The 22,856-nt window shown below is 46.5% G+C and carries 19 protein-coding genes; 8 read left to right on the top strand and 11 right to left on the bottom strand.

All coding sequences use genetic code 11. The features are described from left to right. The first annotated feature begins 46 nt into the window (after positions 1-46). Both FK220_RS00595 and FK220_RS00590 read left to right on the top strand, forming a co-directional pair. Positions 47-721 (top strand): peptidoglycan DD-metalloendopeptidase family protein, encoded by a 675-nt coding sequence (locus FK220_RS00595; RefSeq protein ID WP_152572347.1) that lies wholly within the window; start codon positions 47-49, stop codon positions 719-721. A 192-nt stretch (positions 722-913) separates the two neighbouring features. Then, entirely contained in the window at positions 914-1,147 is a 234-nt protein-coding gene (locus tag FK220_RS00590) for a hypothetical protein (RefSeq protein WP_152572346.1), read from the top strand. Between the two features lie 83 nt (positions 1,148-1,230). Here the strand turns inward: FK220_RS00590 and FK220_RS00585 are convergent, their stop codons facing one another. Beyond that, positions 1,231-2,301, bottom strand: coding sequence for an alkene reductase (locus FK220_RS00585; RefSeq protein ID WP_152572345.1), 1,071 nt, complete (start codon positions 2,299-2,301; stop codon positions 1,231-1,233). A 369-nt stretch (positions 2,302-2,670) separates the two neighbouring features. Here FK220_RS00585 and FK220_RS00580 point away from each other — a divergent pair, with 369 nt between their 5' ends. Beyond that, the gene (locus FK220_RS00580; RefSeq protein ID WP_152572344.1) at positions 2,671-2,913 is read left to right on the top strand and encodes a hypothetical protein; all 243 of its coding nucleotides are present in this window, start codon (positions 2,671-2,673) and stop codon (positions 2,911-2,913) included. A gap of 13 nt (positions 2,914-2,926) precedes the next feature. Here the strand turns inward: FK220_RS00580 and FK220_RS00575 are convergent, their stop codons facing one another. After that, entirely contained in the window at positions 2,927-3,619 is a 693-nt protein-coding gene (locus tag FK220_RS00575) for an arylesterase (RefSeq protein WP_152572343.1), read from the bottom strand. A 73-nt stretch (positions 3,620-3,692) separates the two neighbouring features. On the opposite strand from FK220_RS00575, the gene FK220_RS00570 reads away from it, so the two are divergent. Together FK220_RS00570 and FK220_RS00565 are read left to right on the top strand one after the other, a co-directional pair. Further along, a complete protein-coding gene (locus FK220_RS00570; RefSeq protein ID WP_152572342.1) occupies positions 3,693-4,385 on the top strand; it encodes an ABC transporter ATP-binding protein in 693 nt (230 codons plus the stop codon). A gap of 47 nt (positions 4,386-4,432) precedes the next feature. Continuing rightward, the gene (locus FK220_RS00565; protein WP_152573609.1) at positions 4,433-6,934 is read left to right on the top strand and encodes an ABC transporter permease; all 2,502 of its coding nucleotides are present in this window, start codon (positions 4,433-4,435) and stop codon (positions 6,932-6,934) included. Positions 6,935-6,954: 20 nt separating this feature from the next. On the opposite strand, the gene FK220_RS00560 is transcribed toward FK220_RS00565, so the two are convergent. From FK220_RS00560 to FK220_RS00550, 3 genes are all read right to left on the bottom strand, one after another. Continuing rightward, the gene (locus FK220_RS00560; protein WP_152572341.1) at positions 6,955-7,731 is read right to left on the bottom strand and encodes a LytR/AlgR family response regulator transcription factor; all 777 of its coding nucleotides are present in this window, start codon (positions 7,729-7,731) and stop codon (positions 6,955-6,957) included. Continuing rightward, the gene (locus FK220_RS00555) at positions 7,728-8,738 is read right to left on the bottom strand and encodes a sensor histidine kinase (protein WP_152572340.1); all 1,011 of its coding nucleotides are present in this window, start codon (positions 8,736-8,738) and stop codon (positions 7,728-7,730) included. Before FK220_RS00555 ends, FK220_RS00560 begins: the two co-directional genes overlap by 4 nt. 82 nt (positions 8,739-8,820) lie before the next feature. Then, a complete protein-coding gene (locus tag FK220_RS00550; protein WP_152572339.1) occupies positions 8,821-9,909 on the bottom strand; it encodes a serine hydrolase domain-containing protein in 1,089 nt (362 codons plus the stop codon). Between the two features lie 178 nt (positions 9,910-10,087). Between FK220_RS00550 and FK220_RS00545 the strand changes: the two genes are divergently transcribed. Further along, the gene (locus FK220_RS00545) at positions 10,088-11,440 is read left to right on the top strand and encodes a DEAD/DEAH box helicase (RefSeq protein ID WP_152572338.1); all 1,353 of its coding nucleotides are present in this window, start codon (positions 10,088-10,090) and stop codon (positions 11,438-11,440) included. Between the two features lie 490 nt (positions 11,441-11,930). On the opposite strand, the gene FK220_RS00540 is transcribed toward FK220_RS00545, so the two are convergent. The 3 genes from FK220_RS00540 to FK220_RS00530 all read right to left on the bottom strand — a co-directional run bounded on the left by FK220_RS00540 (position 11,931) and on the right by FK220_RS00530 (position 15,836). Then, complete coding sequence (locus tag FK220_RS00540) at positions 11,931-12,332, bottom strand: endonuclease domain-containing protein (RefSeq protein ID WP_238718856.1); 402 nt, start codon at positions 12,330-12,332, stop codon at positions 11,931-11,933. A 159-nt stretch (positions 12,333-12,491) separates the two neighbouring features. After that, positions 12,492-13,625 (bottom strand): DUF819 family protein, encoded by a 1,134-nt coding sequence (locus tag FK220_RS00535; RefSeq protein ID WP_238718855.1) that lies wholly within the window; start codon positions 13,623-13,625, stop codon positions 12,492-12,494. 135 nt (positions 13,626-13,760) lie between these two features. Beyond that, the gene (locus FK220_RS00530; protein ID WP_152572337.1) at positions 13,761-15,836 is read right to left on the bottom strand and encodes a M48 family metalloprotease; all 2,076 of its coding nucleotides are present in this window, start codon (positions 15,834-15,836) and stop codon (positions 13,761-13,763) included. A gap of 285 nt (positions 15,837-16,121) precedes the next feature. Between FK220_RS00530 and katG the strand changes: the two genes are divergently transcribed. Together katG and FK220_RS00520 are read left to right on the top strand one after the other, a co-directional pair. Then, complete coding sequence (gene katG, locus FK220_RS00525) at positions 16,122-18,371, top strand: catalase/peroxidase HPI (RefSeq protein ID WP_152572336.1); 2,250 nt, start codon at positions 16,122-16,124, stop codon at positions 18,369-18,371. 340 nt (positions 18,372-18,711) lie between these two features. Further along, the gene (locus tag FK220_RS00520; protein ID WP_152572335.1) at positions 18,712-18,966 is read left to right on the top strand and encodes a hypothetical protein; all 255 of its coding nucleotides are present in this window, start codon (positions 18,712-18,714) and stop codon (positions 18,964-18,966) included. A 458-nt stretch (positions 18,967-19,424) separates the two neighbouring features. Here the strand turns inward: FK220_RS00520 and FK220_RS00515 are convergent, their stop codons facing one another. The 3 genes from FK220_RS00515 to FK220_RS00505 all read right to left on the bottom strand — a co-directional run bounded on the left by FK220_RS00515 (position 19,425) and on the right by FK220_RS00505 (position 22,774). Next, a complete protein-coding gene (locus FK220_RS00515) occupies positions 19,425-20,105 on the bottom strand; it encodes a DUF4386 domain-containing protein (protein ID WP_166204719.1) in 681 nt (226 codons plus the stop codon). 283 nt (positions 20,106-20,388) lie between these two features. After that, positions 20,389-21,981 carry an amidohydrolase family protein gene (locus FK220_RS00510; protein ID WP_152572333.1) on the bottom strand — a complete coding sequence of 531 codons (1,593 nt, stop codon included), beginning with the start codon at positions 21,979-21,981 and terminating at the stop codon, positions 20,389-20,391. 79 nt (positions 21,982-22,060) lie between these two features. Continuing rightward, the gene (locus FK220_RS00505; protein ID WP_152572332.1) at positions 22,061-22,774 is read right to left on the bottom strand and encodes a class I SAM-dependent methyltransferase; all 714 of its coding nucleotides are present in this window, start codon (positions 22,772-22,774) and stop codon (positions 22,061-22,063) included. Positions 22,775-22,856: the final 82 nt, after the last annotated feature.

Below are 22,856 nucleotides of genomic sequence, written 5' to 3'. Positions count from 1 at the left end.
TGAATTTACTTTTATACTTGCACTAGATATCCCTAGTTTTACAAATGTGAAAAACATCGCCGAACTGTTACGATCCGTTTCGGACAAGCCAATTCCCCCATTGGATTTGGCCATTCCACTGTCCGATTATACCCCTTTGGACCTATCAACGACCAATCCCGATTTGAAGACCATCGATAGTACCGATCCTATTGAATGTCAGGAATATATTGATAGGATTCTCACCAGAAATAATGCTACCGTCGCCTATGGGGGATATCTTGAAAAGCGTAATTTGTATAACGACAAGATCGGTTTTTCGAAAGGAAGCCCTCGGAATATTCATTTAGGTATTGATTTCTGGGCGGAAGCAGGCACAAAAGTGCTCGTGCCGGTCGCAGGAAAAATTCATAGTTTTCAAAATAACGCTACTAGTGGGGATTATGGCCCAACCATCATTTTGGAACATCGGTTGGGGAAAGTGACCTTCTACAGCCTGTACGGACATCTTTCCTTAGAATCCCTATACGGTCTACAAAAAAGAAAAGCTTTTAGGGCAGGGGAGTTGCTTGCTACCCTGGGCACTCCAGATATTAACGTCGACTATGCGCCCCATTTGCATTTTCAGCTCATCTTGGATATGGAAGGAAAAAAAGGCGACTATCCCGGTGTTTGCAGCGCCGAGGACTTGGAATTTTATTCGAAAAACTGTCCAAATCCCAACCTGCTACTGGGTTTTTAGCTGTACATATCGATAAAAGGATTGATTTTGTCGACGAACTGTTCCTACAACATAATATTTTTTCCTACAAAATGAAGTTATTCATCGATGGAAATGCATTTTATCGAGGAGATTGCTCCTTTTACCGAATATCCAGTCCTTCAAAAGATTTGCGCCCCGTTCCATTAAGAGACCAAACCTAAACTAAAATCGATGAAATTCTTAACCGTTATCCTATTTAGTTCGGCAGCTATCTTTACAAGCTTCGGACAGGACGCCGGGAAACCTAAGAACCCCGGGGTACCAGAAATGTCCGTTTTCACAATGGACACGTTGAAGCCCTTAATCGATGCTACCGACCTGTGGACCTATGTCTACCGTACCAAGGGGAGAAGGGTTAAAAAGGCATTGCTCTTCGAGACAAAAAGAAATAAAAAACTTGCCTAACACGCTTTCTTGCTTCTTTACGGATAGCACTTCCCAACATCTTCCCAGTAAAAAAGGCATGTACCTCCTACATAGCTCCGAACCTATGCGTAGTCATAATCCGTATAACCCTCGGCATCGGCCGTATAGAAAGTATCTTGATTTGGTTCTTGGAGCGGCAAATCTTCCTTCAACCGTTCAGGTAAATCGGGATTAGCGATAAACGGTCTGCCAAAGGCGACCAAATCCCCCTTACCGGCGCTAAGATCTTGTTCCGCACGTTCCTGATCATAACCCCCACTGAGAATAAATGTTCTCGAAAAGGCTTTTCTGAGTCCGTTTTTGATGGAGTCGGGCACTTCCGGCGCCCCCATCGAGGAATGGTCTACCAAATGTAGATATACCAATCCCAAATCATCCAAGGCGGTCGCCAAACTGATAAAGGAGTCGTTAACGCCCTCAAATTCCCCCAAGCCATTAAAAGCGCCGTAAGGAGATATTCGGATTCCCGTTTTATCGGCACCTATGGCTTGGGCAATGCCGGTAGCCACTTCAATGGCAAAACGATTTCGATTTTCGATACTTCCCCCGTATTCATCGGTTCGTTTGTTGGTAATCGGATTCAAGAATTGATCGATCAAATAACCGTTTGCGGCATGAATTTCTACACCGTCGAAACCTGCCTTGATGGCATTTCGTGCCGCTTGCACGTATTCCTCGATTGCCATTGCGATGTCTTTCCCGTCCATTGCCTTAGGTTCTGGGTAGGGTTGCATCCCATGTTGGTCGGTATACATTTGGTCTTCCAAAATAACGGCCGAGGGAGCCAAAACTGTACTGCCTTGCGGCATATTGTCCGGGTGGGACACCCTTCCCGTATGCATAATCTGAAGAAATATTTTTCCACCCTTATCGTGTACGGCACTGGTGACCTTCTTCCAGCCTTCCACTTGCAGGTCGTTGTAAACCCCGGGAATCCTGGCATAGCCAAGTCCGTTTGGAGAGGGCGAGGTACCTTCGGTAATAATCAATCCCGCGCCGGCACGTTGGGCGTAATAAGTGGCCATTAATTCGTTGGGGATATTGTTAATGGCCCTTGATCGGGTCATAGGGGCCATCACCATTCTGTTTTGTAAGGTAATTGATCCCAGAGAGTACTTTTCAAATAGCTTCATAGAGGTTTTATTTAGAGATTTTAAAAATAGTAAACGGCAAGAAAGCACTACAAACTTCTTTCTTAAATCATAGTTAAGGTTTGGAACTTTCCAACCACTTCCCAAAGAAAAAAAATACAGGTAGGTTCCATTGCATCAAATGCATTAAATGAAGACGCATTTGGAAACTCAAGAAGAAATTCAACCGACATTTTCTCGATAAAAAACCACTTCGACCGATAAGTGGTAAAAAGGAACAAATCCGTTTATCGAGCCTTTTTAACACTTCATCCGAACTTTTGTCATTTACCGAAAATTAGGGGTTTTTGAACGATTTGCCACCCCCCAAGGTACACTCGCGGGAGTTATTATTATAACAAAACACAAGTCATGAAAACCATCGCAACCTTCATCTTAGTTCTTTTCATCGGAGTCGCCGCACAGGCCAAGGAAACCACTCAAGAAGTAAAAGTAGCTGCTGTTGAAATGGGTATCGTAACCGATATCGTTGTGGAGCAGAAAATGACTTTTGAAAAAACGACCGAAGTAGCACGTTTGTATAAAAGAAGAAATACCTTGGTGAAAAAGGCACTTTCATTCAAGACCAAGAGAGACCGTGCTAAAATGGCCTAATCACTCGATAGTATTACTTTTTTAGTATCTCCCCTAATACCGCCCATACGTTTTCCATCACTTTTTTTTGACCCTCTGCGGTAGGGTGGATGCCGTCGGGCAAATTCAATTCCGGTCTACCGGCAACCCCATCCAATAAGAAGGGAATCAGTTGTAACCCGTTCTTTTCTGCCAGCTCGGGGAAGATGGTACGGAACTCCTTCGTATATTCCTGACCCATATTGGGGGGAATTTGCATTCCCGCCAACACAATTTTTGTTTCAGGATTTTTCTCCTTCACACGATCAATGATTGCCTGTAGGTTACTACGGGTTTCCTTTAAAGGAATTCCCCGAAGGCCATCATTGGCGCCCAGTTCCAGCACAAAAACATCTACTTTTTGATTCAGCACCCACTGTAACCGGTTCAATCCACCGGTGGTGGTTTCCCCGCTGAGTCCGGAATTAATCGCCGTATACTCCAACCCTAAGGAATCCAATCGGTCTTGTATCAAGGCCGGAAACGATTCTTCGGTATCGAGACCATAGCCCGCCGTAAGACTGTTGCCAAAGAATAGGATTACCTTGTCAGCGTTGTCGGTCGTAGTTTCCGTTTGGGTCTCGACCGATGGGCTCGTCTGTGGTTCCGCTTGTTTATTAGGGCTTTCACCACAAGCGCTGCATAGAAGCAATACTAAAAAATAACGAAACTTTAAGAAGGTCTGCATGGGTATTGGATGTTAAAATCGAAATCATTTTCTTATTTTTCCAACTTTTGGAAAAAAAACAATTTTGGGTACTATGGCAACAAAGATATTAAACGTTGAGAAGCTTGGGAAGACCTATACCAGTGGTTCCAAAAATTTGACGGTCTTGGACGATATTTCCTTTGATATCGAAGAAGGGGATACCTTTTCAATCGTGGGGCCGTCCGGTAGTGGTAAGACCACTTTGTTGGGCCTCTGTGCGGGACTCGACCAACCCGATTCGGGGACGGTAACGCTATGTGGAACGGAAATCAATTCGTTGAATGAAGACCAAAGGGCCGCCTTGCGAAACCGGAACGTAGGTTTTATTTTTCAAAATTTTCAACTGTTGCCCACCTTGACCGCTTTGGAAAATGTGGTCGTACCCTTAGAGTTGCAAGGAGTGAAAAAAGTAGGTGCTATCGGGACGGACCTACTGGAAAAAGTAGGTTTGGCAGATCGGCTTCATCATTATCCCTCCCAGTTGTCCGGTGGGGAGCAACAGCGGGTGGCGCTGGCCCGTGCTTTTTCGAACCGACCATCGATTCTCTTTGCCGATGAGCCTACCGGTAATCTCGACGAGGAAACGGGTGAGAAAGTTATACAGCTACTTTTTGAGTTGAACGAGGAGGCCGGTACTACCTTGGTCATTGTGACCCATGACCTGGACTTGGCCAAAAGAACCCAGCGCATTTTACGTTTGAAAGGCGGAAAAATAGTCGATAACCAATTGACTGAAGCCTTGTGAACGAATCCCCGAACATACCAAAAGCCAGCAATAGATGGCTGTTTAAAATGGCTTGGCGTGACGGTAGGGCCAGCATCCAAAGGCTGTTACTTTTTATGGCCTCGATCATCCTGGGCATTGCCGCCCTGGTTTCCATACAATCATTCGGGGGGAATCTGAAGGAGAATTTCACCCTGCAATCAAAATCCTTGATGGGTTCCGATTTTATCATCGTGAGCAGGCAACCACCGACCGAAAGGGTACAACAACTGATAGATTCCTTGGGGGGAGCAAACGCTACCGAGATCAATTTCCCGTCCATGGTGGCCTTTCCAGGGAAACAGGCAACCAAACTGGCCTTTGTGCGTGGTATCAACGGGGGGTATCCGTTTTACGGAAGTTTAGAGACCCAACCCCCATCCGCTGCCATCGATTATCAAGGAAATGGTGGCGCCCTGGTCGATGCCACCCTAATGTTGCAATACGACCTAAAGGTCGGGGACTCTATAAAAGTGGGGTTGGTGACCTTGCCGATTGCGGGATCCATAACCTCTGGACCAGGGAGCACTGGTGTCTCGACATCTGTAGCACCACCGATTTATATCCCCTATCGTTATATCGATGAGACCGGTTTGGTGCAGACGGGAAGTCGTGTGGAGTATAAGAATTATTTTGTGGCCAATCCTGAACCCGATTATGTGGCTTTGGCCAAAACGCTTGATCCCATACTAGATGCAGAAAACGCCGATTTGGACACCCACGAGTCCACCGGTCGCCGATTGGGCCGTCGTTACAACAATTTTGGAAAGTTCTTGAACTTGGTCGCCTTTATCGCCCTGTTATTGGGTTGTGTGGGAATCGCCAGTTCGGTGCATATTTATATCAAGGAAAAGCTAAGTTCGTTAGCGGTCTTAAAGTGCCTTGGAGCGACCCGTAAACAGACTTTTTTGATTTACCTGATTCAGATTGCCGGGATGGGATTCCTGGGCGGGCTCATCGGAACTGGTATCGGGCTGGGCCTTCAGCAGTTGTTCCCGTACATATTAAAGGACTTCTTACCGCTGGAACTCGAGGTTTCCGTCTCTTTGCAACCCTTGATCATCGGGCCGTTGCTTGGCTTGGTCATGTCGGTGCTGTTCGCCTTGTCGCCCTTGTTGGGTACGTGGTACGTATCTCCTTTACAGGCGCTACGCATACAGGAACATACCTCACCAAAGGCACGTAGGGTGACGATCATTGTCATGACCGCCATCTTAATATTCCTATTTGTCTTTTCCTTTTGGATTCTTAAAAACCTATCCTTTGCCCTTGCCTTCGTATTCGGTATTGTAGTAGTATTTTCGGTATTGGCCTTTGTGGCTTTCTTATTTATGAAGGCAGTGAAACGCTATTTCCCCGCTTCATGGGGCTTTACCGCCCGTCAAAGCCTGCTGAATCTTTATCGTCCGAACAATCAGACCTTGGTACTGCTCTTGGCAATAGGAGTGGGTAGCTTCTTGATCAGCACCCTCTATTTTACAAGGGATATCCTACGCGAACGAACTTCTTTGGAAGCAACCGGCAAAACTCCCAATCTGATCTTGATGGACGTGCAAACCGACCAGACGGAAGCGGCGGCGGCCAGTATTCGAAATAACGGACTCCCGGTCATCGACAACTTCCCCATTGTTACGATGCGAGTGCAGCGTATCAAAGGCCGTTCGGTCAACGATATACGGGAAGATACCACCTCTACCATCAACCGATGGATACTGAATCACGAATTTCGAACTACCTATCGGGATTCGCTGGTAGCTTCCGAGACACTCGCTTCCGGGGAATGGAATCCCGAATTTACGCAAGGAGACGCCATTCCTATCTCACTATCCGATAATGTGGCCAGGGATGCCCAAGTGGTCGAAGGCGATACCTTGGTTTTTAATGTACAGGGTGTTTTGATGGAAACCGTGGTTGCCAATACCCGGGCGGTGGACTGGGGCCGCATGCAGATGAATTTTTCCATCGTTTTTCCCAGGGGAGTTTTAGAGAATGCGCCTCAATTTCACGTTTTGAGTACAAGTGCGCCCAATGAAAAAACATCGGCCAAATTGCAGCGCGAACTCGTTCGAAAATTTCCCACGGTTTCTATCATCGACGTACGCCAACTGTTGGTGCTGGTACAGGATATTCTGGACAAGATTGCCTGGGTCATCAATTTTATGGCCTTCTTTAGTATCCTTACGGGAATTATCGTGTTGATCGGATCGGTACGTAATAGCAAATACCAACGGATTAAAGAGAATGTTTTGTTACGTACGTTGGGTGCCAAGAGCAAGCAGATCTTGAATATCACGGCGCTGGAGTATTTTTACTTAGGCGTGTTGGGAAGCGGTATTGGGATCGTGCTCTCTTTTTTTGGAAGTCAATTGCTGGCAAGCTTTGTTTTCGATACGGAATTTACCCCCTCATGGATTCCCTTTTTAATCGTCTTGCCCGGTATCACGGTGTTGGTATTGTTGATCGGACTCTTTAACAGCAGAAGTGTTTTGAATAGTCCCCCTTTGGAAGTATTGCGAAAAGAGGTGGCGTAATTCCTTATCTGGCTTATACCTTACTGCTCCAGCCAGGCCCGGAACTCCTTGGTTACCGAAGAACTTGTAATGGCATGTTCTTTGGCGCCCTTCATTTTCAGAGCCAATCTGTTTTTACTGTAAGGGGCTATCTGTTCGATGTGAAGGATATGGACCAACTGACTGCGGTTGATTCTGAAGAATGTTTTTGGATCAAGCTCGGATACGAGCGTCCCTATGTTTTTCGAGATACTGTGCAATTTTCCGTCGTGGTCGATAATCTGGCAAAAATCGCCTTGGGCCTGAATCAATGAAATAGTAACTGTTTCCAATAGTTTGATACCCTCCTTCTTTTTAATCGCAAAACGTTTTTTGTAACGTTCCTCCTTGGTGTCCAATACATTCCTTAGTTGTTCAAAGATTTCTGATGTAAGCGATTGGGGTTCGAACAGATCCTTGAATTTTTGAAGGGCCCTGTCAAAATCCCTTCTTGAATAGGGTTTTAGGATATAGGCGATGCCATTGGTCTGAAATGCTTCGAGCAAATGTTCATCATAGGCCGTGCAAAAGATAATCGGCGTTTTGGTCTCAATCTGATGAAATATTTCAAAGGAAGTACCATCCAAGAGTTTAATATCGGAAAGAATCAAGTCGTAGTTGGTCATGCCCCGTAGCAGTGTAATGCCCTCCTTTACGGTACGTACGTGTTCGTGCGAAAACGCTTCCCCAAAAAAATCGGTTAAATAAGCGATCAATTTTTGAAAGGCCGGTATTTCATCCTCTAACAGGAGTATGTGTAATTTTTTCGTGCTTTTCATTCTACAAGTGATAATAAGGGCATTTCAACTATAAATTCTTCCGGTCGATTCTCGATGTGCAATTTTTGATCGCTCAATAGGCGGTAACGCTTATCCAGATTCTGTAGTCCGGTTCCCAAGGATTCCTTGGAATAATGGTCCCCTGTCTTTGTATTGGTCACCCGAACCATTTGGTTGTTAATTTGGATTTTAGTGCGAACCGTGACATCCCCGACCGCCTTGTTATGTTTGACTACATTTTCCAATACTGTCAGCAAAGCGCCATGTGGGAGGTATTTTTCTTCTTCCGTTTCGTGTGACTGGATTCGAAAACTATAATCCGCCCCGAAACGGGTTTCGATGAGATAGAAATAATCCTTGGCCAGACCTAATTCTTCTTTCAAGGAGGCTACCTCTTCCTCCTTTTGATGGATTAAATATCGGTAGAGCGATGCCAGATGGGAAACATACTGCTTTACCTTTTCCTTTGGGGAGTAGTCGATCAGCGCGTCGATCGTATTCAGGCTATTATATAGAAAATGAGGGTCATACTGGGCACGGAGGGCCTTGAGTTCCATTTCTTTCTGGGAGTTTTGAAGTTGGGTATAGTCCAACTTATTCTCGTAGTATTTTTTACCCAGCAACAAGCCTACGGGCATAGCCACGTCGGGAGTGGAGTTATAGAAGCACTGGACCAGCATTTGTGGTAATGTTAAGTCCCACTCCCATGGCGGTTCCGAAGTATAGTAGTCGCGCAAAAGATCAAGAAATCCGACCAGACCCAAAATCGAGAAAGTAATCAGGAAGAAAAGGAGGTAGTCTTTTCTGCCGATCAGGAATCTTTGTAAAGCCCATACCATCAAGTAAATTAACACCAAGGTTTTTGCAACGAAACCGACCAATCCGGTCCATATTTCGAAGGAGGTGTAGTTTTCTACGTTATACCGATAGGCCAACCACCCCACTGCAATGAGCAGGTATGTTGTAATCAGGCGGTAGTCAAGACGATTGAATTTAAAACTGTTCATTCATTTAAGATTCAGGTGCCAATATAAAGAACTCATTTCAACTTGGATGACGGGTCGTTCTTTCATCCGATTTCAAAACAGTTCACGGCATCGCCAAGTAATTGAATACGGTCATGGGCAAGGAAGATTGATCGGCATTCGTAAAAATGATAAATCCCCATTTTGTGTCAGGTGAAAAGGCAAATAAACTGGTGTATCCCGGATTATTACCGCCATGTCCGAAGAATGTGCCCATCGGCAGGGTGGCCTTCGCAAAACCCAATGTCCAGTCGGTTACGCCGCCTTCTCGTTGCGGATGGTCTTCGGGGAGTACCACCTGGGTCTCGAAAAGCTTTTCATAGCCCGAGGCGGGCAGACCTTCCTTATTCATAAGGGCCACCAACCATTTTGAAAAGTCCATAGCCTCTGAATGAATAGAGAATGCGGCCCCAAAAATTCCTGGTTCATCGTCCTCTTTAACGGGTGCACCCTCGAGGTATCCTTTGGCCTTGTGTCTCCTATTGGCTTCATCCTGTAGGTACTTTGTATGTTTCAATCCCAAGGGAATCGCCACCTGTTCCTGATAGGCCTTTTCGAGCCCTTTATCATCGGTTTTAAGCAAATGCATCAGTACTTTGCCCAAGTATTGATAACCCTCCCCGGAATATTGGAAATCCGTACCAGGTTCAAAGGCTATGGTCAGTTGGTCTTTGCGCCAGTTGGGAAACCCCGTGGTATGGGATAGCACCATACGGGCGGTTATCTTTTTATAACGTTCATCGTAGGCAATATCCTCATAGGGTAGGTATTGGTAGAGAGGGGTGTCCAAATCCAAAAGTCCTTCTTCCACCAAACCCACTGTGAAATAACCGAATAAAGGTTTGGAAAGGGAGGCGCCCTCAAATATGGTTCTTTTGGTTACGGGCTTATTTTGTTTTAGGTCGGCGTATCCCATGGTCCGAGGGTAGACTACTTCCCCTTGATTGATGATGGCTATCGAAAGACCCGGGACTTGAAGGGTTTTCATCTGACCTTCCAAGAAGGCATCCATCGAGTCGATCGGTATTTCCCTTCCGAGGATATTTTGAAAAGTACCCACAGTAAGAGGGGCCTGTACCGCCTCCTGTTGACCAAAAAGGTGAATGGCGGATGTGAGCAAAATCGATAAAAGTAGTTTTACAAGCGTTGTCATGACTGTTCGTTTTTTTGATGTATTAATTTGGGACGAATATGGGGTATCATGGAGTTTTGGGAAAATAAATAACGGGGTATTGGTTGAATTTTGGGTCGAATCGGTGTAAAATAAGGATAGAAAAACCCGCTTCCCAATTCATTCCCGTAGTTTTGCGCTATCTTTTGTTAGCATGATTATGGATTCTTTTGACGATTTTAAGATTACCTCCAATCTACGGAACGCTCTGGATGATCTGGGTTTTGAGAAACCCACCCCGGTGCAGGAGCAAGCATTCCCCATAATCATGTCCGGCAGGGATGTCGTCGGAATTGCCCAGACCGGAACCGGTAAAACGGTGGCCTATCTATTGCCCTTACTACAGTCGTTACCTTTCTCGAAGGAAAAGGATCCACGAATTTTGATTCTGGTTCCTACCCGTGAATTGGTGATACAGGTAGTGGAAGAGGTTGTAAAATTGGCAACATACTCCTCGATAAAAGCCTTAGGCTTGTATGGGGGCACTAACATCAATACCCAAAAAACGGCCTTGGCGGAGGGAGCGGATGTGGTGGTCGCCACCCCCGGAAGGTTGTATGATTTGGTATTGAGTCGTGCACTGCAATTAAAGACCATCAAAAAATTGGTCATCGATGAGGTCGATGTGATGCTCGATCTGGGTTTTCGGTTTCAGCTGGTCAATATTTTTGAGCTGCTGCCCGAACGGCGTCAAAATATCATGTTCTCGGCAACGATGACCGACGATATCGATGCCCTGATACAAGACTTTTTTGTCGGGGTCCAAAAAATATCGATTGCCGTGAGTGGTACCCCATTGGGGAATATTGCCCAATACGGGTATGCGGTACCCAACTTTTACACGAAGGTGAACCTTTTGGCCCATCTACTTCAGGATGTTTCCGTTTATCAAAAGGTCTTGGTTTTTGTATCGAATAAACGTAAGGCCGATTTGGTATTCGAGCAGTTGCAGGAGCTATACGAGGAGGAAGCTGCCGTCATCCATTCCAACAAAACCCAGAATTATAGAATACGTTCCATCAAACAGTTCGATGAGGGCAAAAACAGGATATTGATCACGACCGATGTGATGGCACGTGGACTTGATCTCAATGAGATTTCCCATGTCATCAATTTGGATACACCCAGGTATCCCGAAAACTACATGCACCGCATCGGAAGAACGGGTAGGGCAGACAAGAAGGGTGTGGCGATTTTGTTCTACACCGAAAAGGAAATGGCCTTTAAGGAGGCCATCGAAACGTTGATGGATTACCAAATACCTATCTTAGAACTGCCGGAAGCTGTTGGGATTTCGCGCCAGCTCCTATCGGAAGAACGCCCAAAAACGATAGAGCCGGACAACCCCCACAAATTGGATCGCGACCAGGTACCAGGACCCAGCTTTCACGAAAAGTCGGAAAAAAATAAGAAAACGAACCAAGGAGGTTCCTACCGACGAAAGTTGAAGGCCAAATATAAAAAGCCTAAAAGTCGTGGCGACAAGAATTTTAATCGAAGGAAAAAGCGGTAATGTTTTCCCATAGACGTTGCCCGACCCTGTAGGGTGGCTTTCCCCAGCCCTAAAGGGAGGCCTAAGTGTCATTTCACTATTTCTTTTTAGGGCATCCCTTATGGGAGCGAGGGCCAGGTTCAATTTTCCCAAAGGCTTTCCCCGACCCTAAAGGGTGGCCTCTGTGTCATTTCACTATTTCTTTTTAAGGCATCCCTTCAGGGAGCGAGGTCCAGGTGCATTAAGGTCATCCCTTCAGGGAGCGAGGGCCAGTTTTCAGTTCCCAAAGGCTTTCCCCAGCCCTAAAGGGTGGCCTCTGTGTCATTTCACTATTTCTTTTTAAGGCATCCCTTCAGGGAGCGAGGGGCAGTTTTCAGTTCCCAAAGGCTTTCCCCAGCCCTAAAGGGTGGCCTCTGTGTCATTTCACTATTTCTTTTTAAGGCATCCCTTCAGGGAGTGAGGGCCAGGTTCATTTCGGCCATTCCTTCAGGGAGCGAGGGGCAGGTCCGTTTCAGGAATCAGTTTCAAGTTCGGTCTCCAATGCCAATTTAATTTTTTGCAGTATCGAATCTCTTTGGTGGAGTACTTCTTCATTGGAGAATCGTATCTCACGAATGTCAACGGAGTTCAGATAGTCTATCTTCCGTTTATCTCTTTCTTTTTGTTTCTTGGCCAAATGGTAACCGCCGTCCACTTCTATTGACAGCCTTTTCTGGTGGCAATAGAAATCCAAGATATAATAGTTAATAGGATGCTGTCTTCTAAACTTGAAGCCAAAAGGTTTGGTCTTTAGCGCTTCCCATAGGATTTTTTCAGGCTCGGTCATTCTCTGCCGCAATTTGGCAGCATTTTTAAATATCTGTGGCGGGGCGCCATCATGCATTCCGTTTATTTTGAGCCAGTCTTTCTTCATTTATTAAACATACTAAAAATGTCAAGTAGCGTCTTCTAGCTTGGCTTTAAGACGTTACCACTGACCTGAGGGACGGCCTTTCCCCAGCCCTAAAGGGAGGCCTAAGTGTCATTTCACTATTTCTTTTTAGGGCATCCCTTTAGCGATTGAGGACCGAGGTCATAAAACCCCCACCACCAAAAAGCCCAAATAAGTCCCCAACGCATTCCCCAGAGTGCCTACCAAAATGGCGGGCAATACCAGTTCCTTGCGATTGAAAGACTCTGCTAAGGCAATCGCCGTCGTGCCACCACCTATGTTGGCCTGGCTCACGATCGAGATCATCTCCCAATCACGATAGGCCAAACTCCCTAGGAGGATTATCAAAATACCATGGAGGACCACGGCAAGGCCGGCAAAAAGTAAAAGAGTCAGCCCTATTTGCTGCAATTCAACTACGGCACTGATTTCGCAATAGGCACCGATGACCGCAAGAAAGAGATACACCAAAAAAAGTCCCAGTGTATGGCTGCCCCCCAACTTGGAGACAAAGGGAATTTGCGCCAATAGAATACCGACGGTAGACAATGTCAGAATAAAAGGGATTTGTGGCAGTACCTGCTTTACCAGCTCGGATAGGTAAAAGGCACCTATTCCCAAAAAGGCCAACCACATAAGTGAATGCATGCCCAACTGGTCTTTATCTTCGGCTTCCAAGGTTTGCCGGGTCGCCTTCACTTTTTTATCCTTCCAAATACCGCGTAGAAGGGGAGGGAAGGCAAGTGTGACGATAATCCATAGGGTAGTGACTACATTATCCACCGCAATGGTACCTGCGTAGAGGACACCCCGCTCCTGAAAATCGTACTCGAGGGCGATGGCATTGAAGTTGACACTTCCCCCGGTATAAGTTCCCGTGAGCATTCCCGCAATGATATTGCCATCATCTCCGAGAATGTTTTGGGGCGATACGATATACCATGCGATCAAGATGCCCAAAACGGTTGCCAACGATCCAATTAAAAATAGGATGATCATAGGGGCTCCCGCTTTTTTGAGAGACTGTAAATTCACTCCCAACAGCAGGTAAAAAATGGAAATCGGCGCCAAGTAGGTAAAAATTCCTTCATACAGGGGTATGGTGTTCGAAGCGGATGGAATCAGTTTGAGGTTGGCCAATACCGCCGTAAAGAGAATCACTAGCAGTGCTGCGCCTACCTTACTCCCGACCTTTGTTTTTGCTACGTAAACCGATACGACCACCATCAAACAAAGCATTGCTAATACATAGAGGGGATGGTCGGTAAAGGTCATGGGGCTAAAGATATTAAAAAGCCTAGGGAACTTTTTAAAAACCGTAAAGCAAATGTGAAAATCGACGTTTATGAATGGGTGAAAGCCCCTTGAATGATAGGCAATCCTTAAAAAAGAAATACTATGAGAGTGGGTTTATTGGTCGGGACCAACGGGCGCTTTAATTTCATTGATCAGCGAAATTTGATAATCTATCAACTTCTTTTTATGTAGGAAGTACCCTCTGGATAGTAGATAGGCATAGTTGTTCAGGGCGGTAAACAGAATGGTAAGGTTGTCATCGAGATACGCCTCACCGCTAAAATAGGGCCATTCCTTCGAGAGAAACAATTCCAAATTCCGCTTGATTTCCCCCGTTAGTTCCGGAGCATAATGGGTATCGTCAAGTAACAGACCAAGTTCCGCCTTTAATTTCTTTTCAAAGGGCCTGCATCGATTAAGGTTGTCCTTGATTTCCTCTATCGGTGTCACGAAATTGATAAACTGTAGTTTTTCCGATAACTCGGTGTATATCCGGATCTTTTCATCATAGGCTTCATCAAATGAGAAGAAATCAAGATACATGGAGGATAGGCGTTCGGTCTTGCTCGTGCTTTCTGCTCTTCGAAAGTAACGGAAGATATTTATATCGTTCTGTAGAATTATCGCTTTAAGGGATTCCAATTCCTTGTCTAGTTTGGAGAGGAGTGAGGGGGTTTCTTTGCGTCGGTATTTTCGGCCGTCGTAATCGAACGTTTTGATACCTGCCGATCGATCGGTAGTCTGTCGGATGAGTTCCCGGTCGTTTTCAAGGGCAAGGTACTCACGGACCAAATCGACCATTTCATCGGAGAACAACTCGGAAAGTTGCCTGTCATCACCAATCGTAACATTGGTTACATCAAATTTCTCCGGATTCTTGTTGTCGTAATAACCATTGTAACGAGGGTCAAAACGATTGCTTAGAAAATCTTTTTCAAACGCCGATACAAAGCTTTCAAAGGGCAGTGTTTTTACTTCCCCTTCGTAATTCACCTTGCCAAATAATCGATTACTTAGCTTTCTTTGGGTGGCTTCCGCATCCTGCATGAGCGTATTGGCGAGTTGTTGTTCGGTAGATTCCTTCAAGATACCATTGCTTTCCAATCGTTCGATTCGTTGTTGGGTGCTCGGATGGGAAGCCCATTGATCTTCTACCACTAGTTTTGATTTGTTGAACTTCTTGATCGTATCGAAGGTAACGACTGGAAGTCCGTTCACCAGTGGTACTCCATCCTGCTTCGCGTAAAAACCCATTACAAAAGCCTGCTCTTTGTAGATATTGTTACTTTTCAGGTTCTCTTCAATCTTAGTCTCATAATGCGATAAGGCCATTTGCAAGGAGTGGTCGGCGACATCGGTGCGCATCAGCGCATTTTTCAGGGGAAGGTAGCCCGTAATGTGGGAGGCAATTTCATCGGCATGGAATTCCATTTCCCGAGACAATCCCAGATAGCTTTTGTTGACGAGGCCATACATGCCTTTTAATACCCATTGGATTCCCTGTATGATTTTCACCGCCAGCAGTACGAAAATCGAAAAGAATCCACTGGCACTGGCCCAACTTTGGATCATCGTATCAAATCCCTCATTTTCAAACAACATATTAAAAATGACTTGATTCACGTTGTATACATAGCTTCCCACCTTCATCGTTCTTTGGGAGAAATGGCCAAACTCATGGGCCAATATGGCTTTTAGCTCTTCTTCTTGCATGGTGTTGATCAGTCCCAGACCGATGACCAGATTCTTCTTCACGGGAAGGAACATGCTCCAAAAGTTGGAGTCGTAAAACACGGCTGCGTTCACTTCTGGCGATAGGTATACTTTCTTGGGAAAGGATGTACCGACCCTGTTTACGATTTCGTGAACCATTGCAAAAAGGGCCGGCTCCTCCGAAGCTGTAATTTCTGTCAGGTGTGATCGGTCTATTTTGTTTGACTTGAATAGAAATTTGACCAGGAAAATAAGTACTATGATTCCAAGACTGGCAAGCCCGATACCAAGTGCCAGGCCGAAAAAACTGCGTAACGAACCGATCAACGTGATACCACTGTAGATGGTAAGGGCGGTCAGCCCGATGGTCAAGATGAACAGCAAGAGGTAAACTAGTAGGAAGAGAAAGATGGCAGCAATCGCTTTGGCCGTATGTTTCTTAAATTCGGGGGAGGTTTCCACCTGGTTTTTGGTCATGGGTAGTTGGTTTGGCGTAAGGGTCGGTGCCAAATGTAACAATGCGCTGTAAGCTGTTCAACTTTTTGGGGAAAACAGTAATTTTTTTCGTTCAAAGGAAGGCCTTGCTTTTGATTCAGGAGCAATGTCTCCCTGCACAAAGGGACCGGTTCCGCTTTAAAATGACTTGCATAATGGCATCATAGATTATGTCAATATTAAAATAAACCAAAACATGATTCAAATCATGGGAGTGCAAGGGCATTTTGGTACATTTGGTAAACACACCTAAAAATATAGTACACTATGGATAATAACAGTAATCACAGCTCAAACGGCTCTGCATGGGACGTTAACGAGTCAAGTGCCAAATGCCCTTTCCTAAACGGGGAAATGTATCAGGCTGCAGGCGGGGGAACCACCAATCGCGACTGGTGGCCCAATATGCTCAACTTAAATATCCTTCGTCAGCATTCCCGTTTGGCCGACCCAATGGATAGCGATTTTAATTATGCCGAGGAATTCAAAAAATTGGATCTTGCCGCGGTCAAAAAAGATTTGACGGAATTGATGACCGATAGTAAGGAATGGTGGCCGGCCGATTGGGGACATTACGGTCCTTTCTTCATTCGGATGACCTGGCATGCGGCCGGTACCTATCGTATCGCCGATGGTCGGGGAGGGGGAGCCACCGGAAACCAACGTTTTGCTCCCTTGAACAGCTGGCCCGATAATGCCAACCTGGACAAAGCGCGTTTATTGCTCTGGCCCATCAAACAGAAATACGGCAAAAAACTTTCCTGGGCCGATTTGTTGATTTTGGCAGGGAACGTAGCGCACGAATCCATGGGATTGAAAACGTTTGGCTTTGCAGGAGGTCGCGAAGACATCTGGCAACCCGAGGAAGACATTTATTGGGGCTCTGAAACCGAATGGTTGGGCAACAAAGAGCGCTACAATGAAGACGGCACCTTGGAGAAACAGATGGGAGCCGCCCATATGGGGTTGATTTACGTAAATCCCGAAGGTCATAATGCCAATCCCGACCCGTTGGAAGCGGCTCATTACATTCGTGAAACCTTTGGCCGTATGGCCATGAACGACTATGAGACCGTTGCTTTGATCGCAGGCGGACATACCTTTGGTAAATGTCACGGAGCGGGGGTCGATGTCGAGCATTTGGAACCCGAACCGGCCGGGGCAGCGATCGAGATGCAGAGCGTAGGATGGAAAAATAATCTAGGGGACGGAGTGGGCGTACATACCATTACCAGTGGTATCGAAGGTACCTGGACCGATACCCCGACGCAATGGAGCCATACCTACTTGGAAAATCTGTACAAATATGATTGGGAATTGCATAAAGGTCCCGGAGGTGCTTGGCAATACCGACCGAAGGACAACGCGGGCGCGGGAACGGTACCCGATGCACACGATCCCAACAAGAAAAATGCACCGTTCATGTTGGTTACCGATATTTCACTTCGGATGGATCCGGAATACGGGAAAATATCGAAACACTTCTTGGAAAATCCTGAGGAGTTTGCCGACGCCTATGCCCGTGCTTGGTTCAAGCTGACGCACCGTGACATGGGGCCGTTGTCCCGCTATTTGGGACCCGAGGTACCCAAAGAGCAATTGATCTGGCAGGATCCAATCCCTGCCGTGGATCACGAATTGATCAATTCGAAAGATGTCGCCGCTCTCAAGAAAAACATACTGGCTTCCGGATTGTCTATTTCAGAATTGGTAGGTACCGCTTGGGCCTCCGCTGCTACCTATCGGGACTCCGATAAGCGTGGGGGTGCCAACGGCGCGCGCATTCGTTTGGCCCCGCAGAAAGATTGGGAAGTGAATAACCCGGAGCAACTGGCCAAAGTGCTCGATACCTTGGAACAAATCCAAAAGGAGTTCAATGAGGGCCAGGATGGTAACAAAAAAGTCTCCCTTGCCGATTTGATCGTCCTGGGTGGTTGTGCCGCAGTGGAAGAGGCTGCAGCGGCCGGCGGGCATGAGGTAACAGTTCCCTTTACGCCCGGTCGTACCGATGCTACCGAGGAAATGACCGATGCCGAAGCTTTTGACCACCTAAAACCTTGGGCAGACGGTTTTAGAAATTACAAGAACAAACAAGTGTCGACAAAGGCAGAGGAGCTATTGGTCGACAAAGCGCAGCTGTTGACGCTTACCGCACCGGAAATGACCGTTTTGGTGGGTGGCATGCGCGTGTTGGATACCAATTACGACGGATCTGCTCATGGGGTGCTCACCGATCGACCCGGAACCCTTTCCAATGACTTTTTTGTCAACTTGCTGACCATGGATACTGTTTGGCAACCCCTATCCGATAACCAGGAGTTGTTCGAGGGTACCGACCGGAAAACGGGTTCAAAACAATGGACCGGTACCCGGGCCGACTTAATTTTTGGTTCCAATGCCGAACTACGGGCTTTGGCGGAAGTATACGCTTGTTCGGATGCGAAGGAGAAGTTCGTAAACGATTTTGTGGCTGCGTGGGCAAAGGTGATGGACTTGGATCGTTTCGAGCTCGACTAGGCTCTATAAAGTAGTAGTAGTTCATAACATAGGAAATAGGTGGTCTGGAAACGGGCCACCTTTTTTGTTTGATGCTATGCCATTGACTTAGCGGTATCTTATACAACATTCACCGGACAACGCTTGTAATCAAGCCCCAAACCTTCCCCTTTAGCGAAAAAAAAGCCGATAAAAAGTCAATACCTTCGGTCAACGGTTTTTGACCCTCCATCCACTTATCGAAGCTTTTTTACACTTTATCCAAACTTTTGTCAACTACCGAAAAATAAGGTCGTTCGGCGAATGAAAACCATCCTGTAGGGAGGTTCGCGGTTATCTTTATGTAACCCAAATGTTCGTTATGAAGCCTATCTTAACCTTGATTCTAGTACTCACCTTCGGAGCTACTGCTCTGGCAAATACACAAAGCCATGATAAAGTTGACGTTATTGAAATGGGCCTTGTTCTGGATACTGGCGCTTACCGTCTTAACACTGCTACGGAAACTAAAACTGGCACCGAAACGAGTGTAGCCCGTTTGTACCGAAGAGAAAATACCCGCGTGTTGAAGGCACTTTCATTTACGACCAAACGCAACAAGGCCAAAATGGCCTAATACCCAAATAGTACACCCCCGAGTAAACCCTTAACCTATAATGATTATGATACTATTTGCCTTATTGACTGCTGCAGCCCTTGTGCTGACCTATATGTCTGTTTTTCCAAAAACAAAAGGGGTCTTACGGCCACTGCAAGTACCAACCGAAAAAAAGAAATAACCCAAGCAACCACTTTCAACGGGACCCACCCATCCCGCCCGTTCGTAGGAACAGGGCGGGTTTTTTGTTTGGGACAGACTCAAGCTAAATTATAATATCAATAAGGGCGTCAATTTTTCGTTCGCTTTGGTCGAAGACCATTTCACAGGGACAAAGTGTTTCGACAGGTCATTTGCGGAGTCTTTCGGCTTCACTCGAGACACAAACATCCCCGAAGGGCGCGACCTGACATCAGTGCTTGTTTTTAAATCATCGCTTTTAACATCGGGTATCCGATTTAACAAAAAACCCGGGTTCAAATGTCAAGTTGTAAACTTTGAACCTTGAATCCTCGTATTAGCAGCCAGATAACAAAGCTGAGTAAAAAAACGCCGTTTTGGACAAACAGGTAAAAGGACACTGGAATTTCAAAAAGTTGTAAGGCTCCCCCTGTAAAAACGATACCATTGGCGAGAAGGCCCCACACCGCTAACCAAGCGGGTACGAGCGCCGTTTTAAGAAGATAGAAGAACAATAGGCATCCGCCGATACCATACAGCATCAGTATAAGAAAATGCAGCCAGTAATACCCATGATAGAGCATATTGCCCAGACCAATAAGTGGTTGCCCGTCGGTAACCCCACTAGCGAAATCCTCACTGACCGAGAAGAGGGCTACGTGGAACACATTGCTAATGGCTACAATGACGAAGGTAACCAGCGCAATACCCAGATAGGCATGCGCCAGGCGTTCATTGTAGTCATTGATGAACGTAAATAGAAAGAGGGCGATGCCTACCGATAGGGCACTGGCTAAAAGGTCAAGCCCAATGGCCCATTGCATCTGTGTCATTCCTTCGTTTATACTGGTAAGAAATGCTCCGGTAGTAGTGTCGGCACTCGAAAGTCCTCTCTTCGAAGTACCGGTTCCTCCGATTAGGGCACTCGCTAAAAAAAGAAGGCCCAAGAGCCTCCCAGCATTTTTGGTTGGTTTCATGATGATCATTTTTTGATAGATACCCATTGGTAGCGTTTTGGGGATGTTTGTTACAAACTACTTTTGAACATCTGGCCCCCTTTTGAGAAGTATGGTACAGGTTTTTTGGCTTTGTGCTTTAGATTTGACGCTTTGCGCTCTTCGCTTTTGCGCATTACGCATAAGGCATTCAACCCTTTCCAATACCAACAACAATACAAAAGTTAAATGCAAACGTAAATTTGGGCCCAAACGCAGTTTTAATCGTAAATACGACTACCGAGAACCAACCACTGACCAACGTTCACTCTTTCACCCCCGGCTGCAGGATTTGATACCCTGTCTCCGCCTTTGCCTTGGCTACTTGGGCTTTGACCTCTTCCAATAGGGCTTTGGCATCGTAGATGATACCGTCCTTGATGGTGTATTTGACGCCTCCGGCCCGTACTACCTGATTGTCTTCCGTTAGTCGAACGGCACCCGTTCCATAGAGCACTTTTAGGTTGTTAAGGGGATTTTCTTGTACCACCACGAAGTCTGCCAACTTACCGATGGCCACGGTTCCGATTTTGTCGTCCGCACCGAGCGCCTCGGCGCCGTTCAGGGTAGCAGCCCGAATTACCTCCAGGGGATGGAAACCCGCCTCGCGTAATAGTTCCAATTCCCGGATATAGGCAAAACCGTATAGTTGGAAGATAAAACCGGAGTCGGAACCTGTGGTGACGCGACCGCCACGGTTTTTGTATTCGTTAATAAAGGTCATCCATAGTTGGTAGTTCTTTTTCCAGGCAACCTCTTGCTCCGTACCCCAATCGTGCCAGTAACTACCGTGTGAAATTTTACTGGGCTGATAAAACTCCCATAAAGAGGGGAGTGTATATTCTTCGTGCCATTCGGCTCTTCTCGCTCGTTGTAAGTCCCGGCTGGCCTCATAGATATTGAAGGTCGGATCTAAGGTGAAATCGAGCGCCAATAGCTCGTTCATCACGTTTTCCCAATGCTCGGAATAGGGTTTGGCCGCCTGCGCCCATAGTTTGCCCGCATTTTCAAAACGATGCTGTTCGTTCTGGTAGTTATAGTCCAAGGGATAGTCCTGCACCGTACGGTCATCGAATAGGGCCTCAGGGAGTCCGTACCAGTGTTCCATACTGGTGAGTCCCGCACGGGCGGAGTGTAAAACGTTCCATCGGGCTACGCTCAGCTGCGCATGGTGGCAGGCCGAACCGAGCCCCAGTTTTTTGTTCTCGTCAAGGGCAGCCGCCATGATTTCGGGCTCCGCGCCAAAGAACTTGATACCATCCGCCCCCTTTTTGGCGTTCGCTCGTACCCATTCCCGTGCCTGTTCCGGGGTGGAGATAGGAATATCATTTAAGGGATTGAAGGTCTTGCTGGTCTGCCCGAAACCGGTATAGGCATAGATTCTGGGGGCAACGATTTCGTTCTTGGCACTTTTTCGTTTAAGGTCCATCGTAAAATCGACCCCACGACCACTGGGTTCCCGTACGGTGGTAACACCGTGGCCCATCCAAAGTCTAAAAACGTAGTCGGGCTCCGCGCCTTGGGCCGTACCGCCGATATGGCCATGCATATCGATAAAGCCTGGCATTAAGTACATGCCGGTACAATCGAGTTCCTTCCCACCCGCTTTTAATTGTGGACGTTTAGAATCGTCGATCGCCACCCCGGGATAACCGACCACTTTAATATCCTTGATGATGTTGTTTTCGACTACGATATCGATGGGCCCCTGCGGTGGCGCCCCGTTGCCATTGATCAGCATGACGCCACGGATAATGAGCTGCGAATGAGGACCATCACCTTGGGCAGACTGGCCGGCGGAGGGGCAGATACCCAGTAGGAATGTGATGAGGGTAAACAGGAAGGTATATTTTTTCATAGGGTTAGGATATAAATTTCTTATTTAACTTCGAGTTCAAATGCAATACAATGATATTTTTTGGCCTACTCACTGCCGACTACCCTTTCCGAACGGCCCTGAGGCACATAAAGGCTGGAAACTCGTTTAATTCCTTAAAATGCTTCGGGTCGAATTTTTCGAATTCCGGTACGGGTTTTGGCTCTACGATCCTATCGAGATTGAAGCCATTGTTGATCAAGGGCATCAAGCAGGCCTCCAAGGGCCTTCGATAGCTACTCACTTCTACAGGACTTCCAAAGCCTTTCCAAACCGCCTTTACAGGCTCTATTTCAAAATAGCGTTCCGATTGAAAGTAGGTATATTCAAAAAACGGATGTTCAATCGATAACACCAAGGCGCCTCCGGGTTTCAATACCCGGTGGAATTCTTGCAAGGGCCCGTTCCAATCTTCGATGTAGTGCATTGCCAAGGCGCATATCACTGTATCGAATCGTGCATTTTCAAACATCCCTAGTGGCTGTGCCATATCGTGTACGAAGAAGCTCCCTTGGTCCCTGTTTCGGGTTTTGGCCAAAGCTACCATCCGTGGACTGATATCGAAACCGGTCACCTCGGCTCCTTCCGCCAGGAGTATTTCGGCATATTTTCCCGGTCCGCAAGCGGCATCCAGAATTTTTTGGTCTTTTACAGCCGGAATCAACTCGAGTGTGTTCGGCCGATCGTAATAGGCATTATGGGGCTTATGATCTATCAGGGCATTGTATTGTACCGCCAAGGTTTCATAAGCCGCGAGGATTTTTTCTTTGCTCATATCTAGGTTCGAAGACGAACGCGATTTTTAATATCGATTACTAACCACTAACTATTTCCAACTGCCACTACCCACTAAAATC

It is taken from the genome of Pelagihabitans pacificus (assembly GCF_009371985.2).
Taxonomy (GTDB): domain Bacteria; phylum Bacteroidota; class Bacteroidia; order Flavobacteriales; family Flavobacteriaceae; genus Pelagihabitans; species Pelagihabitans pacificus.
Note: the sequence above shows the minus strand (reverse complement) of the source record. Positions and strands in the feature narration are given on the sequence as shown.

Excerpts from the sequence above, each read along its gene's own strand:
- FK220_RS00505 (WP_152572332.1), bottom strand. The coding sequence starts at position 22,774 with ATGAGCAAAGAAAAAATCCTCGCGGCTTATGAAACCTTGGCGGTACAA.
- katG (WP_152572336.1), top strand. The coding sequence starts at position 16,122 with ATGGATAATAACAGTAATCACAGCTCAAACGGCTCTGCATGGGACGTT.
- FK220_RS00510 (WP_152572333.1), bottom strand. The coding sequence starts at position 21,981 with ATGAAAAAATATACCTTCCTGTTTACCCTCATCACATTCCTACTGGGT.
- FK220_RS00590 (WP_152572346.1), top strand. The coding sequence starts at position 914 with ATGAAATTCTTAACCGTTATCCTATTTAGTTCGGCAGCTATCTTTACA.
- FK220_RS00550 (WP_152572339.1), bottom strand. The coding sequence starts at position 9,909 with ATGACAACGCTTGTAAAACTACTTTTATCGATTTTGCTCACATCCGCC.
- FK220_RS00530 (WP_152572337.1), bottom strand. The coding sequence starts at position 15,836 with ATGACCAAAAACCAGGTGGAAACCTCCCCCGAATTTAAGAAACATACG.
- FK220_RS00545 (WP_152572338.1), top strand. The coding sequence starts at position 10,088 with ATGGATTCTTTTGACGATTTTAAGATTACCTCCAATCTACGGAACGCT.
- FK220_RS00580 (WP_152572344.1), top strand. The coding sequence starts at position 2,671 with ATGAAAACCATCGCAACCTTCATCTTAGTTCTTTTCATCGGAGTCGCC.
- FK220_RS00585 (WP_152572345.1), bottom strand. The coding sequence starts at position 2,301 with ATGAAGCTATTTGAAAAGTACTCTCTGGGATCAATTACCTTACAAAAC.
- FK220_RS00565 (WP_152573609.1), top strand. The coding sequence starts at position 4,433 with ATGGCTTGGCGTGACGGTAGGGCCAGCATCCAAAGGCTGTTACTTTTT.
- FK220_RS00555 (WP_152572340.1), bottom strand. The coding sequence starts at position 8,738 with ATGAACAGTTTTAAATTCAATCGTCTTGACTACCGCCTGATTACAACA.
- FK220_RS00520 (WP_152572335.1), top strand. The coding sequence starts at position 18,712 with ATGAAGCCTATCTTAACCTTGATTCTAGTACTCACCTTCGGAGCTACT.
- FK220_RS00570 (WP_152572342.1), top strand. The coding sequence starts at position 3,693 with ATGGCAACAAAGATATTAAACGTTGAGAAGCTTGGGAAGACCTATACC.
- FK220_RS00535 (WP_238718855.1), bottom strand. The coding sequence starts at position 13,625 with ATGACCTTTACCGACCATCCCCTCTATGTATTAGCAATGCTTTGTTTG.
- FK220_RS00560 (WP_152572341.1), bottom strand. The coding sequence starts at position 7,731 with ATGAAAAGCACGAAAAAATTACACATACTCCTGTTAGAGGATGAAATA.
- FK220_RS00540 (WP_238718856.1), bottom strand. The coding sequence starts at position 12,332 with ATGAAGAAAGACTGGCTCAAAATAAACGGAATGCATGATGGCGCCCCG.
- FK220_RS00575 (WP_152572343.1), bottom strand. The coding sequence starts at position 3,619 with ATGCAGACCTTCTTAAAGTTTCGTTATTTTTTAGTATTGCTTCTATGC.
- FK220_RS00515 (WP_166204719.1), bottom strand. The coding sequence starts at position 20,105 with ATGAAACCAACCAAAAATGCTGGGAGGCTCTTGGGCCTTCTTTTTTTA.